Annotated in this window: 17 protein-coding genes and 1 tRNA gene; 6 read left to right on the forward strand and 12 right to left on the reverse strand. The window is 67.8% G+C overall.

Annotated features, from left to right (window positions below; translation table 11 throughout):
- Positions 1–30: 30 nt before the first annotated feature.
- From esaR to def, 8 genes are all read right to left on the reverse strand, one after another.
- Positions 31–732 (reverse strand): response regulator transcription factor EsaR, encoded by a 702-nt coding sequence (gene esaR, locus WS54_RS29385; RefSeq protein ID WP_034208693.1) that lies wholly within the window; start codon positions 730–732, stop codon positions 31–33.
- Complete coding sequence (esaS, locus tag WS54_RS29390; protein WP_059780751.1) at positions 733–3,147, reverse strand: sensor histidine kinase EsaS; 2,415 nt, start codon at positions 3,145–3,147, stop codon at positions 733–735.
- Positions 3,137–3,727 carry a DUF4390 domain-containing protein gene (locus tag WS54_RS29395; protein WP_059780817.1) on the reverse strand — a complete coding sequence of 197 codons (591 nt, stop codon included), beginning with the start codon at positions 3,725–3,727 and terminating at the stop codon, positions 3,137–3,139. The genes esaS and WS54_RS29395 overlap by 11 nt, the downstream gene beginning before the upstream one ends.
- Positions 3,724–5,115, reverse strand: coding sequence for a 16S rRNA (cytosine(967)-C(5))-methyltransferase RsmB (gene rsmB, locus WS54_RS29400; RefSeq protein ID WP_059780750.1), 1,392 nt, complete (start codon positions 5,113–5,115; stop codon positions 3,724–3,726). Before rsmB ends, WS54_RS29395 begins: the two co-directional genes overlap by 4 nt.
- 248 nt (positions 5,116–5,363) lie before the next feature.
- Positions 5,364–6,221: a zinc metalloprotease HtpX gene (gene htpX / locus WS54_RS29405; RefSeq protein WP_006485774.1), complete on the reverse strand. Its 858-nt coding sequence runs from the start codon at positions 6,219–6,221 to the stop codon at positions 5,364–5,366.
- A 100-nt stretch (positions 6,222–6,321) separates the two neighbouring features.
- On the reverse strand, positions 6,322–6,963 hold the full coding sequence (locus tag WS54_RS29410) for a LysE family translocator (protein WP_059780749.1): 642 nt from the start codon (positions 6,961–6,963) through the stop codon (positions 6,322–6,324).
- Positions 6,964–7,083: 120 nt separating this feature from the next.
- The gene (gene fmt / locus WS54_RS29415) at positions 7,084–8,067 is read right to left on the reverse strand and encodes a methionyl-tRNA formyltransferase (protein ID WP_059780748.1); all 984 of its coding nucleotides are present in this window, start codon (positions 8,065–8,067) and stop codon (positions 7,084–7,086) included.
- Positions 8,068–8,101: 34 nt separating this feature from the next.
- Positions 8,102–8,605 carry a peptide deformylase gene (gene def, locus WS54_RS29420; RefSeq protein WP_006477461.1) on the reverse strand — a complete coding sequence of 168 codons (504 nt, stop codon included), beginning with the start codon at positions 8,603–8,605 and terminating at the stop codon, positions 8,102–8,104.
- Positions 8,606–8,797: 192 nt separating this feature from the next.
- On the opposite strand from def, the gene dprA reads away from it, so the two are divergent.
- The 3 genes from dprA (at position 8,798) to WS54_RS29435 (ending at position 13,320) form a co-directional block, all read left to right on the forward strand.
- Positions 8,798–10,111, forward strand: a complete 1,314-nt coding sequence (gene dprA / locus WS54_RS29425; RefSeq protein WP_059780747.1) for a DNA-processing protein DprA — start codon at positions 8,798–8,800, stop codon at positions 10,109–10,111.
- A gap of 36 nt (positions 10,112–10,147) precedes the next feature.
- Positions 10,148–10,528: a thioredoxin family protein gene (locus tag WS54_RS29430; RefSeq protein WP_034208700.1), complete on the forward strand. Its 381-nt coding sequence runs from the start codon at positions 10,148–10,150 to the stop codon at positions 10,526–10,528.
- A gap of 194 nt (positions 10,529–10,722) precedes the next feature.
- Positions 10,723–13,320, forward strand: a complete 2,598-nt coding sequence (locus tag WS54_RS29435) for a DNA topoisomerase III (protein WP_059780746.1) — start codon at positions 10,723–10,725, stop codon at positions 13,318–13,320.
- 107 nt (positions 13,321–13,427) lie between these two features.
- Here WS54_RS29435 and WS54_RS29440 read toward each other — a convergent pair whose 3' ends face one another.
- Entirely contained in the window at positions 13,428–14,477 is a 1,050-nt protein-coding gene (locus tag WS54_RS29440; protein ID WP_034208702.1) for a LysR family transcriptional regulator, read from the reverse strand.
- A gap of 427 nt (positions 14,478–14,904) precedes the next feature.
- Between WS54_RS29440 and WS54_RS29445 the strand changes: the two genes are divergently transcribed.
- Positions 14,905–15,918, forward strand: a complete 1,014-nt coding sequence (locus WS54_RS29445) for a D-2-hydroxyacid dehydrogenase family protein (protein ID WP_059780745.1) — start codon at positions 14,905–14,907, stop codon at positions 15,916–15,918.
- 49 nt (positions 15,919–15,967) lie between these two features.
- Here the strand turns inward: WS54_RS29445 and WS54_RS29450 are convergent, their stop codons facing one another.
- A complete protein-coding gene (locus tag WS54_RS29450) occupies positions 15,968–16,834 on the reverse strand; it encodes a patatin-like phospholipase family protein (RefSeq protein WP_034208704.1) in 867 nt (288 codons plus the stop codon).
- 8 nt (positions 16,835–16,842) lie between these two features.
- Entirely contained in the window at positions 16,843–17,247 is a 405-nt protein-coding gene (locus tag WS54_RS29455; RefSeq protein ID WP_031399646.1) for a PaaI family thioesterase, read from the reverse strand.
- Positions 17,248–17,437: 190 nt separating this feature from the next.
- On the opposite strand from WS54_RS29455, the gene WS54_RS29460 reads away from it, so the two are divergent.
- Positions 17,438–17,513, forward strand: a tRNA-Lys gene (locus WS54_RS29460).
- A gap of 325 nt (positions 17,514–17,838) precedes the next feature.
- Positions 17,839–18,747, forward strand: coding sequence for a DUF3592 domain-containing protein (locus WS54_RS29465; RefSeq protein ID WP_059780744.1), 909 nt, complete (start codon positions 17,839–17,841; stop codon positions 18,745–18,747).
- A gap of 36 nt (positions 18,748–18,783) precedes the next feature.
- On the opposite strand, the gene WS54_RS29470 is transcribed toward WS54_RS29465, so the two are convergent.
- Positions 18,784–19,398, reverse strand: a complete 615-nt coding sequence (locus WS54_RS29470; RefSeq protein ID WP_059780743.1) for a CGNR zinc finger domain-containing protein — start codon at positions 19,396–19,398, stop codon at positions 18,784–18,786.
- Positions 19,399–19,475 lie beyond the last annotated feature (77 nt).

Genomic DNA, 19,475 nt, shown 5'->3' on the forward strand with positions numbered 1-19,475 from the left:
GCCCCCGAGCAAGTGCTTTCGCAAAATATTTTACAGCGCGCCTTCGGACGGCTTCTTGCCGAGCTCGACCCCGAGCTGCTTGAGCTTGCGATACAGGTGCGTGCGCTCGAGGCCCGTCTTCTCCGCGACGCGCGTCATGCTGCCGTTCTCGCGCGCGAGGTGATATTCGAAGTACGCGCGCTCGAACGCATCGCGCGCTTCCCGCAACGGGATGTCGAACGGGATCGCGGCCGTCTGGCCCGCGAGGCCGAGCGCCGACGCCATGTCGTCGCCGAGCGTCGGCAGCGCTGCCGCCGACGCGACCGCCGCCGGCCCCGCGGCCTGCCCGCCGCCCGCCTTCGCCGCCGCGTTCGCAGACACCGGCGCCGCGCCGCGTGCGAGACCGTGCTCGACGGCCTTCAGCAACTTCTGCAGCGCAATCGGTTTCTCGAGGAAATCGAGCGCGCCGATCTTGGTCGCCTCGACGGCGGTATCGATCGTCGCGTGCCCGGACATCATGATCACGGGCATCGTCAGCAGCCCCTGCGCCGCCCATTCCTTGAGCAGCGTGACGCCGTCGGTATCGGGCATCCAGATATCGAGCAGCACGAGATCGGGCGCCTGATTCAGCCGGTATTCCCGCGCGGCCTGCGCGTTCTCCGCCGCCTCGACGACATGTCCTTCATCGCTGAGGATCTCCGAGAGCAATTCCCGGATGCCCATTTCATCATCTACCACCAGGATGGTTGCCATTTACGCTGCCTTTGTCTGCTCACTTGCTTTTGTCTTGGCGGAAGCCGCCCCGTCCTGTGCACCGGATTCGGCGCCTGGCGTATCGCTCGCCATCTGCAGGAAGAGGATCGACACCTGCGCACCCTCGACGGTCTCGCCGTGCATGCGATTGCGCAGATCGATCCGCGCGCCGTGCTCGTCAACGATTTTCTTGACCGTGGCCAGCCCGAGCCCCGTGCCCTTCGCCTTCGTCGTCACGTAAGGCTCGAACGCGCGCGTCAGGATGCGTGCCGGAAAACCGGGCCCGTTGTCGGACACGGTCAGACGTACCGCGACGCGCGTTTTGCCCTCGGCGTCGGGGTCGCCATATTCTACTGTCTTGGTTTCGATCAACACACGCGGATGCGCGGACTCCGCGACCGAATCCTGCGCATTCTGCAGCAGGTTGTGAATCACCTGGCGCAATTGCGTCGCGTCGCCGCGAATCACCGGCAGCGACGGCGCGAGCTCGGCGACGATCGCGCTCTTGCCTTCGCCGACGCCGTACAGCCCGAGCACCTCGCTCGCCAGTTCGTTCAACTGCAGGTTCGCGAGCACCGCCGGCGGCGTGCGCGCGTATTCGCGGAAATCGTCGACCATCCGCTTCATCGCGGCCACCTGGTTCACGATCATCGTCGCGCCGCGCTTGAGCACGTCCGCGTCGGGCGGGGCGAGCTTGTCGGACAGCTTCATCTGCAACCGCTCGGCCGACAGCTGGATCGGCGTCAGCGGATTCTTGATCTCGTGCGCGAGCCGCCGCGCGACCTCGCCCCACGCGACCGAACGCTGCCCGGAAATCACGTCGGAGATGTCGTCGAACACGACGACGTAACCGGACGTCTGCGGATCGTCGGCCTGCCCCTCGACCGTCGACACGAGACGCGTGCCGCGCACGAGCAGCGTCAGCGGCTCGGTTTCGCCCGGTACCTCGATCGCGAACTGCTGCTGCCAGTGGCCGCGGTCGCCGCTGCCGCCGTCGGACGCCGCCTCGCGATCGGCGAACGCCTTGCGCACCATCGCGCCGAACCCGGCGGCCACGCCGATCCGGTCGAGCGTCGTGCCGATCAGCGAGTTGAACGGTTGCCGGAAGATCCGCTCGGCGCCGCGATTGGCCGTCGTCAGCCGGAACTGGCGGTCGAGCACGAACACGCCGGCCGTCAGGTTCGCGAGGATGCTCTCGAGATACGTCTTCGAATGCTCGAGCGCGATGCGGTTCTTCTCGACCGCGAGCCGCGCCTCGGACAACTGGCGCGTCATCGCGTTGAACGACTGCGTGAGGAAGCCGAGTTCGTCGCGCGTCTTGATCTCGCGCTTCGGCGTGTAGTCGCCTTCCGTGATCTCCTTCGTGCCCTGCGCGAGCAGGAACAGCGGCCGCGCGAGCTGCTGGCCGAGCGCGAGCGCGAGCATCATCGCGATGAAGGTCGCGAGGAACAGCGCGAGCGTCAGCGTGCCGATGTACATCTTGCGCAGGCCCGTGCGGCCGAGCGACTTTTCCTGGTACTCGCGGTACGCGCGCTGCACGGCGTCCGCGTTGTGCGCGAGCGTCGGCGGCACCGGCTGCGTGAGCTGCAGGAACCGCTCCGCCGGCTGCAGCAGCGACGTCGTCGCGTCGGGAATCGGCCGCACGACGCGCAGCCGCAGCGCGCCCTTCGCGCCATGCGCGCGCGGGTCGCCGTCGACTTCGCCCTCGATCGCCGCATACGCGCCGTGTTCGCGCGCCTGGCTCAGCATCAGCGGCGTCGGCAGGTCGTCCGGAATCAGCGCCGCGAAATTGCCCGACGCCTGCGCGACGATGTGCAGGTCGGGCGCCGCGCCCGAGCCGCCGCGGCTCGGCTCGACGATCGTCGCGTCCTGCACGCCGAACTGGTCGCGCAGCCGCAGCAGCGTGAGCGTCGTGCCGTTCGTGTTCGCATCGACGCTCGCGAGCTGGTCGGACATCAGCCGCGCCTTCGTCTGCAGATCGGACAGCGACGCATCGAGCATCCCGCGGCCGAGGTTCAGCCCGGCCGTCAGCGCCGTCTCGACGTTCACGTCGAACCACGACTCGATACTGCGCGACACGAACTGGTACGACACGACGTAGATGATCCCGCCCGGCACCACGCCGACGAGCGCGAAGAACACCGCGAGCTTCGCGAGCAGCCGCGTGCCGAACTTGCCCTTGCGCAGGCGCACGACGATCATCCCGATCAGCCCGAGCACCACGAGCAGGAACACGAGCGCGACGACGATGTTCGTCGCGTACAGCCACGAGTAGTAGCGGTCGAAGAATTCGGTGTTCGCGCTCGCGGCCGCGAGCAGGACGAGCAGCAGCAGCGCGGTCAGCGCGACGGTCGAGACGATCACGCGGATGAGGAGGCTCTTCCCGCTGGCCGCGCGGCGTACTTTATTTAGCACGTTCGGTCACCGTGAAGTTGAAGCGCTTCCAGTCCGACCCGAGCGTCCAGTCGCGGTTGTTCACGGCATCGACCTGGAACGGCTTCGGCATCAGCGCCGTATCGAGCTGCATCCGCACCGATGCCGTGTAGGTTTCGCCCGCGCGCACCTGGTTGCGGTCGATCACGTGCCACGACGTGATGTGGCGGACCACCGCGAGCGCATCCTTCAGCGACGGGAAGCCGAGCTGCAGGCCGCCCGTCGACACGCGATACTCGCGCGTGAGCGGCTGGAACGACAGGCGGATCGTCTGCGTGACCGACACCGGCTGCTCGTCGAACCAGTACCAGCGCGCGCGGCTCAGTTCGAAGTCGGTCGTGAAGTAAAGCGGGATGCCCTTGTTGACGGCATCCTCGAGGCTCGGATTCAGTTCGAAGTCGAAACGCGCGTCCAGGCTCCAGCCGCTTCCGTCCGACTGAAGCGACGCGCGCTGCACGGCGATCGATTCGGCATGCGCCGGCCGGACGACGGCCAGGCACAGCGTCAACGCGACCAGCAAGACGGCCGCGAGCCGAAATGGAAAAAGGTGTTTGATCGTCACCGTTTCTGAAACCGCGCGTAGAAAAATCCGTCGTGATCGATGTTCTGGTCGAGTGCGCCGGCGGCCGCCCGCCCCTGCACGCCGCCCGGCAGCAGTTGGCCAGGGGCGTCCAATCGTACCGCATCTTCGCAGGCCGCTTCAAACCAGCGGGCCTGCCATTCGCCTTCCTCGGGAAAGATCGAACAGGTCACGTAAAGCAGTTCGCCGCCCGGCTTCACGAGCGGCCACAGCGCCGACAGGATGCGACGCTGCTCAGCGACGAGCGCCGGGATGTCGGCCTCGCGGCGCAGCCAACGGATGTCGGGATGCCGCCGCACGATACCGGACGCCGAGCACGGCACGTCGGCCAGGATGCGATCGAACGGGCGCCCGTCGTACCACGCGTGCGGCGTGCCCGCGTCGCCGACGCACACGTTCGCTGCGAGCGACAGGCGCACGAGATTCTCGCCGATGCGCGCCGCGCGCGTCGCGTCGCTTTCGAGCGCCACGACGTCCGCATCGGCGAGCTCGAGAATATGGCCGGTCTTGCCGCCGGGCGCCGCGCACGCGTCGAGCACGCGCATGCCGTCGCGCGCGCCGAGCCATTCGGCCGCGAGCTGCGCGCCGGCGTCCTGCACCGACACCACGCCGTCGGCGAATCCCGGAATGCGATCCACCGGCAGCGCCGATGCGAGCCGCACCGCATGCCGGCCGATCGCGGTCGCGTCGATCCCGCTTGCGCGCAACGTGTCGAGATACGCATCGACGCTCGCGCGACGCGCATTCACGCGCAGCGTCAACGGCCCCTGACGCTCGCCGGCCGCGAGGATCGCCTGCCACGCATCCGGCCATGCGCGCTTCACCGCATCGACCCACCACGCGCGGTAGTTCCAGTGCGCGACCGGGTCGTCCTGCATCGCCGCGGCGAGTGCGTCGCGCTCACGCAGGAAACGGCGCAGCACCGCGTTGACCATCCCCTTCGCGAATGCGAACTCGCGCCGCGCACCGATGACCGTGACGGCCTGGTCGACCACCGTGAACGCCGGGTACGCGGCCTCGTCCGCGGGGTCGAGCAGCAGCGCGAACGCGCCGGCGAGCACCGCGTGCACGTGCGCGGGCGGCGCCTTGCCGACGAACTTGCCGATCAGCCAGTCCGCGCTGCCGAGGCGGCGCATCGTCCGGTAGGCGACGTCCTGCGTCGCGCCGCGCGCGAGCGCCTGCGCACCGGACGGCATCTGCGCGAACACCGCCGACAGCGCCGCCGGCAACGCGGTGCCGCGTCGCACCGCATCGACCGCCTGCGCGGCCGCGTCGAGCGCGAAGCCGAGCGAATCGGGCGCCAGGTGCAGCGCGGACAGGCGCGCCGGACGGCCGGAAGAAGTCGGAGCGGAAAAACGGGGTCGTGTCATCGGTGCGGAATCGGCAAACAAGCGCCACAATCGGGTGCGACAAACCAATGCGGCAAGCGGCGGCGGCAAACGGCGGGATCGCGGCCGCCAAGTGGCCCTGCGATCCCAAACCGCGCATTGTAGCGTGCGACCATGCCGCCCCCTTTGGCCCCTTTACGGCGCGCACAAATGAAACACCCCGCAGCGCGAAGCATGCGGGGTGGCGGAGCGGCCTGCGCGCGGCAACGGCCGCGCGCTACGCCGGGGCATCAATCGAAGCGGCCGGTGCGCGCCATCTCCATCAGGCGCGCGATGCGCTCCTCGGTGGCCGGGTGCGTCGAGAACAGGTTCTGCAGGCCACCGCCGTGCAGCGGGTTCATGATCATCATCTGCGCGGTGGCCGGATGCGCCTCGGCCGCCTGGAACGGGATGCCCGCCGCGTAGCGATGGATCTTGTCGAGTGCGGTGGCCAGCGACTGCGGATCGCCGGAAATCTGCGCGCCGCCGCGGTCGGCCTCGAACTCGCGGGCCCGCGAAATCGCCATCTGGATCAAGGCGCCGGCGATCGGGGCGAGCAGCGCGACCGCGATACCCGCGATCGGGTTGGCCGGCCGGCCGTTCTCGTCGCGTCCGCCGAAGAACATCGCGAAGTTCGCGAGCGCCGAAATCGCGCCCGCCATCGTCGCGGTGATCGTCGAGATCAGGATGTCGCGGTGCTTCACGTGCGCGAGCTCGTGCGCCATCACGCCGCGCATCTCGCGCTCCGACAGCACGCGCAGGATGCCCGTCGTCGCCGCGACCGCCGCGTGCTCGGGGTTGCGGCCCGTCGCGAACGCGTTCGGCGCGTCCTCGTTGATCAGGTAGACGCGCGGCATCGGCAGATTCGCGCGCGTGGCCAGCTCGCGCACCATCCGGTAGAACTGCGGTGCCGTGTTCTCGTCGACTTCCTGCGCGTTGTACATGCGCAGCACCATCTTGTCGGAGAACCAGTACGAGAAGAAATTCATGCCGAGCGCGAACAGCAGCGCGATCGTCATGCCGCGCGAGCCGCCGATCATCCCGCCGATCACGATGAACAGGGCCGTGATCGCGGCCATCAGCATCGCCGTTTTGACCCAATTGAACATACCCACTCCTTATCCGTCAGGGGACCCGCCGCGCATGACAGCGCACGGCGGAAAATTGTAAGCGATTTGTTAGATAAGGTCTCGCCGGAAAAATTCAATCTCAGCGTTGCGCGCTCGCCAGACGAAGGCCGAGGCCGACGAAAGCGCTGCCGACCGTACGGTCGAGCCACTTCTTGACGCCCGGCTTGCCGGCGAAGCGCTGCGTGACGCTGCCCGCCACCCACGCAACGAGACTCGTCCAGACCGTACTCATCGCGACGAACACCGCGCCGAGGGTCAGGAATGCCCACGCCTTGTGCGGACTGTCGGCGGACACGAACTGCGGGAAGAACGACACGAAGAACAGCACGACCTTCGGATTCAGCACGTTGGTCCAGAAACCCTGCATGAACAGCTGCCGCAGCGGCCTGGCGGCCGCGGCCTGCGTGGCTTCGGCATCCGACGGCGCGGCGGCCTGCTTCGCGACGATCATCCGCACGCCGAGATAGATCAGATACGCGGCGCCGACCAGCTTGATCACCGTGAACGCGGTTGCCGACGCCGCCAGCAGCGCCGTCAGGCCGAATGCGCATGCGAGCGCGTGGACGCAGCAGCCGGCCGAAATACCGAACGCCGACATCAGCCCCGCGCCGCGCCCCTGCGCGACGCTGCGGCCGATGATGTAGGCCGTGTCGGGGCCGGGCGTGATGTTCAGCAGGAAAACCGCGAACACGAAGAAGCCGAAATGGACGATGCCGAACATGAAAACCTCGAAACCGGAAAGCGCAGGGAAATTCTACGCGTGCCTGCGGCCCCGCGCGACTCGGCCGTCCGGCCAGTTGCGCGGGGCCGGCGAATCCGGTCGAATGGCGCTCAGGCCGTGTCAGTCGATGTCGGGCAGCGCGAAACGCTGGCCCGCGGCGAGCGGCGAACCGGCGAGGAATTCGCGCGCGGGCAGCCGCTTGCCGCCCGGCTTCTGCAACTGCGTGACGCGCAGCGCGCCGCTGCCGCATGCGACCACCACGCCTTCCGGCGCGGCCTCGACGATCGTGCCGGGCGCCGCGTCGCCGCGCGCCACCACGGGCTCGGCCGCCCACAGCTTGATGGCCGCGCCGTCGAGCGTCGCGACGCCGCCCGGGAACGGATCGAACGCACGCACCTGCCGCGCGAGCACGTCGGCGGGCTTGCGCCAGTCGAGCGCCGCTTCGTGCTTGCCGATCTTTTCCGCGTAGCTCACGCCGTCGGCCGGCTGCGGCGTCGCCGGCAGCGCGCCGTCGCGCTCGAGCCGCACGAGCGCGTCGACGATCAGTCGCGCGCCGTCGGCGGCGAGCCGGTCGTGCAGCGTCGCGGTCGTATCGTCGGGCGCGATCGCGATGCGCGCCTCGTCGATCATCGCGCCGGTGTCGAGGCCGGCATCCATCTGCATCAGCGTGACGCCGGTCTCGGCGTCGCCCGCTTCGATCGCGCGATGGATCGGTGCGGCGCCGCGCCAGCGCGGCAGCAGCGACGCGTGGATGTTGATGCAGCCGGCGCGCGGGATGTCGAGCACCTCCTGCGGCAGCAGCAGGCCGTACGCGGCCACCACCATCACGTCGTGCGGCGTCGTGCGCAGCAGCTCGATCGCGTCGGCCGCCTCCGCCGGATACTTGCCCGCGCGGCGCAGCGACGGCGGCTGCGCGACGGTCATCCCGTGCTCGACGGCGTAGCGCTTCACCGCGCTCGCCTGGAGTTTCATCCCGCGGCCGGCCGGGCGATCGGGCTGGGTGAGCACGAGCGGCACCGGGAAACCGGCCTCGTGGATCGCGGCGAGGGCAGCCGCGGCGAATTCCGGCGTGCCGGCAAAAATCACGCGCAACGTATGGGTCATGACAGCGTTCGGGGTCGGGCTGGGCGTACGCGCATCACATCGCGCGTTCGAGTTTCTTCATCTTCGTCTTGATGCGCGTCTGCTTGAGCGGCGACAGGTATTCGACGAATACGCGGCCCATCAGGTGATCCATCTCGTGCTGGACGCACACGGCGAGCAGGCCTTCGCAGTCGAGCTCGAACGTCTCGCCCTGCTCGTTGAGCGCGCGCACGCGCACGTGGTCGGGGCGTTCGACTTCGTCGTAGATGCCGGGCACCGACAGGCAACCCTCTTCGTAGATCTGCTTCGCGTCGCTCGACCACACGATCTCCGGGTTGATGAACGCGCGCAGCTCGTTCTTCTCCTCGGAGACGTCGATCACGATCACGCGCTCGTGCACGTCGACCTGCGTGGCCGCCAGGCCGATGCCGGGCGCCGCGTACATGGTCTCGGCCATGTCGGCGACGAGCTTGCGGATCCGGTCGTCGACCTTGTCGACAGGTTTGGCGACCTTGTGCAGCCGCTTGTCGGGGTAATGAAGAATATTGAGCAAAGCCATGGCGTTCGGTATTCGGTATTCGGTGGAGCGGCGTGCCGCATCGGCCATCCGGCCGGCTGGCGCCGCCGCCGGGATGCAATCAAGATGAGGCGGATGCGTGGCATATCAATGCCGCGGATCGCGCCTCCTGCAATCGGCCGGGCGCCTGCGCGCACGGCCCTGTCGAGTATTTCGGATGATGAAAATTTTATCATGGCGCCACGCGCTGCGCTGGCCGCCACATTCGAGGGCAGCCTCATGTCGCCGCAAGCGCTGACGCCCTCCGCGCTGCGCGCATGGCTGCAGCTCGCGCATGCGCCCGGTCTCTCGCCCGCCGTGTTGCAGGCGCTGCTCGCGGCATTCGGCTCGCCGGCGGCGGTGCTGTGCGCGTCCGACCAGGCCATCGCCGCCGTGAGCAGCCCCGCCGCCGCGCAAGCCGTGCGCGCGAGCGAGCGCGACGATCTCGATACGCGCACCGACGCCGCACTCGCGTGGCTCGACGGGCCGGGCAACGTGCTCGTCACGCTGAGCGATCCGGCCTACCCGCCGCGGCTGCGCGACCTGCACGATCCGCCGCCGCTGCTATATGTAAAGGGGCGGCTCGACCTGCTGCACGCACACGGCCTCGCCGTGGTCGGCAGCCGCCATGCGACGCCGCAGGGGCTCGCCGACGCAACGCATTTCGCCCACGCGTTGTCCGACGCGGGCCTCACGATCGTCTCGGGCCTCGCGCTCGGGATCGACGGCGCCGCGCATCGCGGCGGGCTCGACGGCCGGTCGGGCACCGTCGCGGTGATCGCGACGGGCGCCGATCTCGTCTATCCGGCGCGGCACCGCGCGCTCGCCCACGAAATCGCCGCGCACGGCGCGATCGTGTCGGAATGGCCGCTCGGCACGCCGGCCCGTGCCGCGCATTTTCCGCAGCGCAACCGGCTGATCGCCGCGCTCGCGCTCGGCGTGCTCGTCGTCGAGGCCGCCCCGCGCTCGGGCTCGCTGATCACCGCGCGGCTCGCAAACGAACTGGGGCGCGATGTGTTCGCGATACCCGGCTCGATCCACGCGCCGCTCGCGCAGGGCTGCCACGCGCTGATCCGCGACGGCGCAAAGCTCACCGCGGCGCCGCTCGACGTGCTCGAGGAATACGGGCTCGGCGAGCCGGCGGCGCACAGCACGGGCGGCGCGGCGCGCGCCGGCCACCCGCGCGCGAACGCCGGCGAAATCCGCGCGCCCGGCACGGCCGGCAGCGCGCCAGCGGATCGCGCCGCAGCGGCTGCCGCGCCGCCCCGATCCGAAGCCCCGCCACCGGACGATCCGTCGGAACGAGCGGTGCTCGTCGCATTGGGATACGGCCCCGTGACGTACGAATGGCTCGCCGAGCACAGTGGCCTGCCCGACGACGTGCTGCATGGCGCGCTGCTCGCGCTGGAACTGGCCGGCCGCATCGCGAGCGTCGCCGGCGGCCGCTTCGCGCGGCTCGACGCGGCGCCCACCCCGTCCGCGCGGGGCGTGCTACATTCCCCGCCATAGGGGCGGCCCGGCCGCCGACGATATCCAAGGAATTCCATGCCCGCGCTGAATCTCGACACCGATGCGGATCGGATCGCCGAGCGCCTCGCCGATCCCGGCACGTTGCTGGTCGCCTGCCTGTGCGCCGAGTGGTGCGGCACGTGCCGCGACTACCGGAGCGCCTTCGACCGGCTCGCCGACGCGCATCCGGACGCCTGCTTCGCCTGGATCGACATCGAAACCCATGCCGATCGGCTCGACGATCTCGACGTCGAGAACTTCCCGACCATCCTGATCGAGGACGCCCACACCGCACGCTTCTTCGGCACGGTGCTGCCGCACGCGGCGATCGTCGAGCGCATGCTGTCCGACTTGAGCGCGGTGCCCGGTGCGCCGCACGCACCGAAATTGCGCGACGTCCTGAACGTCGAAGCCTGAATTCGCGGCCCGGAGCGGCAGTTTTTGCGCAGGCTTGCGCGCCCCGCCGCGCCGGGCGCTTGCCGCCGTTGCGGCCCCCCTCTATGATGAGCCGCTTTTTACACGCCGAGCCGCCGTCGCTGCGGCGTGTGCTATAAAGCGGTCGTAAAAGGGACCCACAACCGGCGAACCCGGTCTACCAACACACACCTGTCATGTCCAAAGCACTGATCATTGCGGAAAAGCCTTCTGTCGCGAACGACATCGCACGCGCTTTGGGCGGCTTTACCAAGCATGACGAGTATTACGAGAGCGACGATTTCGTCCTTTCGTCCGCTGTCGGCCACCTGCTGGAAATCGCAGCCCCGGAGGAGTACGAGGTCAAGCGCGGGAAATGGAGCTTCGCGCATCTGCCCGTCATTCCCCCGCATTTCGACCTGAACCCGATCGCAAAAAGCGAGTCGCGCCTCAAGGTGCTCACGAAACTGATGAAGCGCAAGGACGTCGACCGCCTGATCAACGCATGTGACGCGGGGCGCGAAGGCGAGCTGATTTTCCGCCTGATCGCGCAGCACGCGAAGGCGAAACAGCCGGTCCAGCGTCTGTGGCTGCAATCGATGACGCCGCAGGCGATCCGCGACGGGTTCGCGAACCTGCGCAGCGACTCGGACATGCAACCGCTCGCCGACGCCGCCCGCTGCCGCTCGGAAGCCGACTGGCTCGTCGGGATCAACGGCACCCGCGCGATGACCGCGTTCAACAGCAAGGGCGGCGGCTTCTTCCTGACCACCGTCGGCCGCGTTCAGACGCCAACGTTGTCGATCGTCGTCGAACGTGAAGAGAAAATCCGTCGCTTCGTCCCGCGCGACTACTGGGAAGTGAAGGCCGAATTCGCGTGCGCGGCCGGCTTCTACGAAGGCAAGTGGTTCGACCCGAAATTCAAGCGCGACGAATTCGATCCGGAAAAGCGCGACTCACGCCTGTGGAGCCTGCCGGCCGCCGAAACGATCGTCGCCGCCTGTCGCGACCAGGTCGGCACGGTGTCCGAGGAATCGAAGCCGTCGACGCAACTGTCGCCGCTGCTGTTCGACCTGACGAGCCTGCAGCGCGAGGCGAACAGCCGCTTCGGCTTCTCCGCGAAGAACACGCTCGGCCTCGCCCAGGCGCTGTATGAAAAGCACAAGGTGCTGACCTACCCGCGTACCGATGCGCGCGCGCTGCCGGAAGACTATCTGTCGACGGTCCAGTCCACGCTCGAGATGCTCAAGGAGAGCCACAACTATCTGCCGCATGCGAAGCAGGTGCTCGACAAGGGCTGGGTGAAGCCGAACAAGCGGATCTTCGACAACTCGAAGATCAGCGACCACTTTGCCATCATCCCGACGCTGCAGGCGCCGAAGTCGCTGTCCGAGCCGGAGCAGAAGCTGTACGACATGGTCGTGAAGCGCTTCCTCGCGGTGTTCTTCCCGGCAGCCGAATTCCGCGTGACGACCCGGATCACCGAAGTCGCCGGCCATCACTTCAAGACCGAAGGCAAGGTGCTCGTCGAGCCGGGCTGGCTGCAGGTGTACGGCCGCGACGCCGAAGGCGCGGACGCGAACCTCGTGCCGGTACAGAAGGACGAGAAGGTGAAGACGGACGAGATCGCCGCCGTCGCGCTGGTGACGAAGCCGCCCGCACGCTACTCGGAAGCGACGCTGCTGTCGGCGATGGAAGGCGCGGGCAAGCTGGTCGAGGACGACGAGCTGCGCGAGGCGATGGCCGCGAAGGGCCTCGGCACGCCGGCGACGCGCGCGGCGATCATCGAAGGCCTGCTCGGCGAGAAGTATCTGCTGCGCGAAGGCCGCGAACTGATTCCGACCGCGAAGGCATTCCAGTTGATGACGCTGCTGCGCGGCCTCGGCGTGAAGGAACTCACGGCGCCCGAGCTCACCGGCGAATGGGAATACAAGCTGTCGCAGATGGAGCGCGGCAATCTCGGCCGCGACGCGTTCATGCAGGAAATCGCCCGCATGACGCAGCAGATCGTCAAGCGCGCGAAGGAATACGATTCGGACACGATCCCCGGCGACTACGCGACCCTCGAGACACCGTGCCCGAACTGCGGTGGCCAGGTGAAGGAAAACTACCGCCGCTTTGCGTGCACGAAGTGCGATTTCTCGATCTCGAAGATTCCGGGCAGCCGGCAATTCGAGATCCCGGAAGTCGAGGAGCTGCTGCAGAAGAAGGAAATCGGGCCGCTGTCGGGGTTCCGCAGCAAGATGGGCCGCCCGTTCTCGGCGATCCTCAAGCTGTCGTTCGACGACGAGACGAAGAACTACAAGCTCGAGTTCGATTTCGGCCAGGATCAGGGCGGTGACGAAGGCGAAGCGCCCGACTTCTCGGCGCAGGAACCGGTCGGCGCGTGCCCGAAGTGCAAGGGCCGCGTGTTCGAGCACGGGATGAGCTACGTGTGCGAGCACTCGGTGGCGAACCCGAAGACCTGCGACTTCCGCTCGGGCAAGGTGATCCTGCAGCAGGAAATCACGCGCGAGCAGATGGGCAAGCTGCTTGCCGACGGTCGCACGGATCTGCTGCCGAACTTCAAGTCGTCGCGTACCGGCCGCAACTTCAAGGCGTTCCTCGTGAAGCAGCCGGACGGCAAGATCGGCTTCGAGTTCGAGAAGAAGGAGCCGAAGGCGGCCGCCGCGAAGAAGACGGCCAAATCGGCGGCGAAGGATGCCGAAACCGTGACCGAAGGCGCCGAAGAGAAACCGGCACCGGCCCGCAAGACCGCCGCACGCAAGACGACGGCGCGCAAGACGGGTTCGTGACGTCCCGGCCGCCGGGCGCCGCTTGCGGCGCGTCCGGCGCCGGTACGCAGCCATAAAAAAACGCGGATCGATCGATCCGCGTTTTTTTCGTGCCGGCCTCCGAGCCGTTACAGCGGCGACGGCACCGCCACGCGCGTGCGCGGCGAGCGCGCAAGACGCGGCTGCAGGTTCGGATCGGTCGACTCGGGCTGCTCGGCCCGCATCTCCACGCCGATCGGCGGCGGCGTCGCGCCCTGCGCGGCCCACTGCTCGCCCATCATCGCGTCGGTCGAGTGGCTGAAATGTTCGACGAGGTGGTCGATGAACGTGCGCACCTTGGCCGGCAGGTGGCGCCGGCTCGGGTAGGCGATGTTGATCTCGACCTGCGGCAGCCGGAATTCCGGCAGCAGCCGCACGAGCGCGCCGCGCGCGATGTCGCTGCCGATCAGGTAGCTCGGCAGGATCGCGACGCCCATTCCGAGCAACGCGAACTGGCGCAGCATCGCGGTGTTGTTCGCGACGATCACGTTGGTCGGGCGCACACGCACTTCGCCGTCCGGCCCCGTGAACACGCGCTCGTCGCCCCAGTATTCGGTCGGCAGGCTCAAGGCCGGGTGCTCGGCGAGCTGTTCCGGATGAATCGGCACGCCGTGCTTCTCCAGATAGCTCGGCGTCGCGCACACGGTCATGCAACCGGTGGTGAGACGCCGCGTGACGATGCTCGCGCTGCGCATCTGGCGCGTGACGACGATGCCGACGTCGAAGCCTTCCTCGACGAGATCGACCTGCCGGTCGACCAGCGTGAGATCCGGCACCACTTTGGGGAAATTCTCCGTGTACGACTGCAGCACGGGAGCGAGGTTGTGCAGGCCGAACACGACCGGCGCAACGATGCGCAGCGTGCCGACCGGCTCGTGATTGCGTGCGACGACCATCTGCTCGACGTCCTCGAGCTCGTCGAGGATCTGGCGGGCACGCTCGAGATAGACCTGACCCGACTCCGTCAGGGAGAGGCTGCGCGTGGTGCGGTTGAGCAAACGCGTGCCGAGCCGGCCTTCCAGATCGGCGACGTGGCGCGTCGCGACCGCGTTGGAGATATCCATTGCGCTCGCGGCCCGCGCGAAACTGCCGAGATCTGCAACCTTGACGAACACGCGCATCGACTGCAAATGATCCATAAACGACTCCTGCCGCTGTTACAACTTCAAAAAGATGAAGCAAATGCGTAATTCTCCTACGACAGCGGAAATGATGCAGAGTTGCTCAACAAGGGGCCGGTTGACGATAAAAATAGTCAAAAATCCTCGGCTTCCGCGGATAGTTGATCCAATTATTCTGCTTGGAGCAACAATTGGGTGAACCTCGGCGTGTAAGCGGCCGAATCAGAAAGGACGTGTTTGATGCGACACAACAGCGCACCGCTTCGCACGGCGCGCGAGTGGCGCCGGGGGTGACTGGCGCCGATTGCGGCGGAGCGTAACAACCTGTTAAAAAGACACCACGAAGGCGGCCGGCGTAGCATCATGTCGGCCCCGGCCGGGCAGAGCGGGCGCGCAACGCGCGCCGCCGCCCGTGCCGCTTTCAACGCGCGACACCCCGTTCACCATGAAAATTGCCATCCTCGACGATTACCAGGACGCCGTCCGCAAGCTGAACTGCTTCGAGATGCTCGCCGGCCACGACGTAAAGGTCTTCAACAATACGGTGCGCGGCCTGGGACAGCTCGCCAGCCGTCTGGCGGAAGTCGAGGCGCTCGTGCTGATTCGTGAACGGACCCCGATTACTTCGCAGTTGCTCTCGAAGCTGCCGAACCTGCGCATGATCAGCCAGACCGGCCGGGTGTCGAGCCACATCGATCTCGACGCGTGTACCGACCGCGGCATCGCAGTGCTCGAAGGCACCGGTTCGCCGGTCGCGCCGGCCGAGCTGACCTGGGCGCTCGTGATGGCCGCCCAGCGCCGCATTCCGCAGTACGTCGCGAACCTGAAGCAGGGCGCCTGGCAGCAGTCGGGCCTGAAGACGTCGGCGCTGCCGCCGAACTTCGGCCTCGGCCAGGTGCTGCGCGGCCAGACGCTCGGCATCTGGGGCTACGGCAAGATCGGCCGTCTCGTCGCCGGCTACGGCAAGGCGTTCGGGATGAACGTGCTGATCTGGGGCCGCGAGCATTCGCTCGAAGCCGCGCGCGCCGACGGCTACACGGCCGCGCAGAGTCGCGAAGCGCTGTTCGAGCAGAGCGACGTGCTGTCGCTGCACCTGCGCCTGCACGACGACACGCGCGGGATCGTGAAGCAGGAAGACCTGATGCGGATGAAGCCGACGTCGCTGCTCGTCAACACGAGCCGCGCCGAGTTGCTCGAGGACAACGCGCTCGTCAACGCGCTGTCGCACAACCGTCCGGGGATGGTCGCGATCGACGTGTTCGAAAGCGAGCCGATCCTGCAGGGCTACAGCCTGCTGCGGATGGAAAACGTGATCTGCACGCCGCACATCGGCTACGTCGAACGCGAAAGCTACGAGCTGTATTTCAGTGCCGCATTCCGCAACATTCTCGCGTTCGACGACGGCGACATGTCGAGCGTCGCGAATCCGGAAGCGCTGACGCCGATCCGCAAGCGCTGATCGCACGGGCTGCGCACGCCGCGCGGCCCCGCTGCTCCATTCCCGATCGTCAGGCGGCCACGCGGCCGCCCGTCATCGCGCCGACACGCGTGAGGAAGTGCTCGCCGTCGCGCCGACCGAGATCGTACGCATGCCGCATCTGCGACGGGCTCGTGTAATCCCAGCTCGAAATCGGTACCTTGCTCGACGGCTGCACGTACAGCCGCCGCTGGTCGCCATGCGCGACCGTGAACATCTGCGGACGCGGATACAGGCGCGTGACGAGCACCAGCACGTCGCCCGGTGACGGGTCGAGCGCATCGACCGGCACGTTGTCGACCATCCCGCCGTCGAGCACCGGCCGGCCGCCGCGCCGCAGCACCGGCGTGAACGGCGGCGTGCAGGACGACTGCAGGATCAGGTCGGCGAGTTCGTCGACTTGCGTGCAGGCCTGCGCACGCACGAATTCGGGCCGGAAACCGAGTGTGCGCCCGAGCGTCGGATGCAGCGTCTTGCGCACGTACTTTTCGATGTTGTACGCGACGAGGCCGGCGGCGACCGCGCTGCGCGCGCCGAGCCAGCGCGGCACGTGCGACACGCCGATGCGGATCTCCGGCGCCGCGGCGAGCTTCGCGAACGGCTCGCCGTAGATGTCGAGCAACGCCTGGCGGTAGATCCGGTAGTGCGGAAACACCGGCTCGCGCCCAAACAGGTTGCCCCAGTACGCGTTCTTCCGGTTGTGGCGCAGCGCCTCTTCGTAATAGCGCATCACCCACGCGGCGTCGCGCGTATACAGCATGCACGCGGTGGCCGCGCCGGCCGAAATGCCGGTGATCACGCGCGGGCGCAGGTCGAGCGCCGGCTGCGCGACGTCCCAGAAGCCGGCCTGCCACCAGCACCGATTGCCGCCGCCCGCAAAGACGATCTGGTCGAACATCGCGCCGCTCAGCCGACGAGCGCGTAGGTCGACGTCGCGTGGACGGCCATCTTGCCGTCCTCGTCGAACAGCTCGACTTCGCCGAACACGAGATTGCGGCCCATCCGCAGCACGCGCGCGGTGACGAGTACGTCGCCCTTGCGCACGGGACGCATGAAGTTCGTGTTCAGCGACACCGTCGTCATCGGCCGGAATTCGCCGAGCGCGGCCGAGATCGCGACCACCATCGCGGTGTCGGCGGCCGCCGTGAACACCTGGCCGCAGATCACGCCGCCCGAATGGCGGAACTCGCCGGAAAACGGCAGGCGCAGCGTGACGCTGTCGTCGCCGATCGACACGGGGACCAGACCCAGCGAGCGGACCCACGGGGCCAGCAGGCGATCCAGCAATTCGCGGACTGCGTTTTCGTCCATCTTCGACTGTCCAGAAAACGTCGCGCGACCGCCGCGCAACGCGTGTGGCGTCATCATACCGGGAGCGCGCAAACTGCGACCGCTCGTTATCGCGCCGACGGCCGCCGCCGTCTCGACGAAATATTTTCAGGATATTTGCAGAAAAGGCTTGCCAAGCCTGAAATACTCACGCATAATCTTTCTTCTGTTGGGGGCGTTAGCTCAGTTGGTAGAGCAGCGGACTCTTAATCCGTAGGTCGAGTGTTCGAGTCACTCACGCCCCACCAGGAATTCCAAAGGCCGGTCAGCGAAAGCTGACCGGCCTTTTTCGTTCTGGCGCGCCGCACTCGCGGCGCGCGCCTTTCGCGGTACGTCACCGCACGCCCGTCGCGCATCGTTTCCGCTAGAATCGTCCGACAAAATCACACGACCGGCGCACGTATCGTCGTCTGCCGCCGGCACTGAGAGAACACGGGACGTCAGACATGGAAGCATGTGAACGAGACGCGACCATTCAGAGGGCGTGGTCGCGCCAATATCGGCCTGTCCGTCGCGACGGGCCGCTCACCCGGGCACACCCGAACCCGCGCGACGCACGAACCGGATCGCGTCATGCCGGGTAAGAACGCGCTGGTCGCGCTGACGATCGGTGTCGTCCTGTCCGTGCTGACCGGCGCACTCGCCGTCACGGCAAGCCGGGAACCCGGCCATCTGGTCCGCGTGCCGGGCACGGTCGTGCGCATCGTCCAGGACAGCGATGCGATGCGCGCGTACCGGCCGATCGTCGCGTACCTCGCGAACGACGGCCAGCGGCGCGAAGTCGCCGGCAATACCGCATCGACGGTCCCCGCCTACGACATCGGCGAAAACGTCGACGTCCTGCTCGACCCCGACCACCCCGAACGCCCGGCGCTGATCGACGATTTCACGCAACGCTGGTTTCCGGTGGCCGTGCCGGCGCTGCTCGCCGTCGCGTCGTTCGCGATCGGCAGCCTGCTGATTGCCGGCGAGCGCCGCCGCCGGCAATCGGAGCCGGCGCGGCCCCGCGTCGCACGCAAGCCGGCACGGCGCCGCTGGGATGTCGCGATCGTGCTGATTCCGATCGCGATCGGCACGGGCTTCCTCGCCGGCGCCGGCGCGGCCGGCCTGCGTCAGTGGCAGATCGTCCACCACTATGCGCGCTCGACCGGCCATGTGGTCGAGATCGCGAAAAACGGGCGATCGTCGCGGTCGCGCACGTCGCTGTATTCGGCCATCGTCGCGTTCACGACCGACAGCGGACGGCTGATCACGTTCGCCCAAGGCTCGGCGTCGTCGCAGCCGGGCCTGCACAAAGGCGACGCGGTCAGCGTGCTGTACGATCCCGTCACCCCCGAGCGGGCGCTCGTCGACCGCTTCTGGGATCGCTGGGGCCTCACGGCCATCCTGTTCGCGATCGGCGCGCCGTTCCTCGCAGCGGGGCTGTTCGTCGCTGCGACGTTATGGCCCGACCACCACCGGCCGCACGAAGCCGCCCGATGACGCACGCGCGGGGCGGCAACCGTCGCGACGCACGCGTCACCGCTCTCTGAACGCCTCCACCTTCGCGCGATTCCCGCACGTGCGCATGTCGCACCACCGCCGCCCGACGCCGCGGCCGCGATCGACGAAGAACCACGTACACCGGTCGCACTGCCGCACGCGCGCGAAATCGTCGCTGCGCATCAGATGCTCGAAACCGAGCGCGACCGCATCGATCCAGCGCGACGCCGCGCGCGCGTCGGGCCGCCACGCGAAGCGGCCGCCGATGGCGTCGAACGCGCTGCGCCCGATCGCGTCGCGGATCGCCGCCGCGAGCCGGTCCGCTGCGCGCGCGCCTGCACTGCCGCCGCCTGCGTCCGTCAGATGCGCGATCGCGACGTACGCGTCGTCGCGAAAGCGGTGCAGCGCCGCGAGCTCGTCCGGGCCGTCCTGGCGCGGATGACGCAGCAGCCGCGCCAGATCGTCGGGCGCCAGCAACCCCGCTTTCGCGGCCCATGCGCGCACGGCCGGCCAGTCGACGAGCTTGTCCTCGTCGCGCGTCTTGCCGGTGTCGGCCACGGTGTTCAGAAAATCGAGCGCCGGATGGCCGCCGACGAAATCGGCCGCACGCCATTCATGCCCGTGTCGCGCCGGGTCGGATCGAGTAACCATTTATTCTCGCCTATCGGTTTCACATCCGGAAAATCCGGCGTAACCTGTTAACAACCAAAACAGGTTACCACGGAGAA

Source organism: Burkholderia sp. NRF60-BP8 (assembly GCF_001522585.2).
Lineage (GTDB): Bacteria > Pseudomonadota > Gammaproteobacteria > Burkholderiales > Burkholderiaceae > Burkholderia.

Coding starts and splice junctions, on each gene's coding strand:
- htpX (WP_006485774.1), bottom strand. CDS start 6,221: ATGTTCAATTGGGTCAAAACGGCGATGCTGATGGCCGCGATCACGGCC.
- esaR (WP_034208693.1), bottom strand. CDS start 732: ATGGCAACCATCCTGGTGGTAGATGATGAAATGGGCATCCGGGAATTG.
- WS54_RS29450 (WP_034208704.1), bottom strand. CDS start 16,834: ATGTTCGACCAGATCGTCTTTGCGGGCGGCGGCAATCGGTGCTGGTGG.
- WS54_RS29430 (WP_034208700.1), top strand. CDS start 10,148: ATGCCCGCGCTGAATCTCGACACCGATGCGGATCGGATCGCCGAGCGC.
- WS54_RS29440 (WP_034208702.1), bottom strand. CDS start 14,477: ATGGATCATTTGCAGTCGATGCGCGTGTTCGTCAAGGTTGCAGATCTC.
- WS54_RS29455 (WP_031399646.1), bottom strand. CDS start 17,247: ATGGACGAAAACGCAGTCCGCGAATTGCTGGATCGCCTGCTGGCCCCG.
- fmt (WP_059780748.1), bottom strand. CDS start 8,067: ATGACCCATACGTTGCGCGTGATTTTTGCCGGCACGCCGGAATTCGCC.
- rsmB (WP_059780750.1), bottom strand. CDS start 5,115: ATGACACGACCCCGTTTTTCCGCTCCGACTTCTTCCGGCCGTCCGGCG.
- WS54_RS29470 (WP_059780743.1), bottom strand. CDS start 19,398: ATGGTTACTCGATCCGACCCGGCGCGACACGGGCATGAATGGCGTGCG.
- WS54_RS29410 (WP_059780749.1), bottom strand. CDS start 6,963: ATGTTCGGCATCGTCCATTTCGGCTTCTTCGTGTTCGCGGTTTTCCTG.
- def (WP_006477461.1), bottom strand. CDS start 8,605: ATGGCTTTGCTCAATATTCTTCATTACCCCGACAAGCGGCTGCACAAG.
- WS54_RS29435 (WP_059780746.1), top strand. CDS start 10,723: ATGTCCAAAGCACTGATCATTGCGGAAAAGCCTTCTGTCGCGAACGAC.
- dprA (WP_059780747.1), top strand. CDS start 8,798: ATGGCGCCACGCGCTGCGCTGGCCGCCACATTCGAGGGCAGCCTCATG.
- WS54_RS29465 (WP_059780744.1), top strand. CDS start 17,839: ATGCCGGGTAAGAACGCGCTGGTCGCGCTGACGATCGGTGTCGTCCTG.
- WS54_RS29445 (WP_059780745.1), top strand. CDS start 14,905: ATGAAAATTGCCATCCTCGACGATTACCAGGACGCCGTCCGCAAGCTG.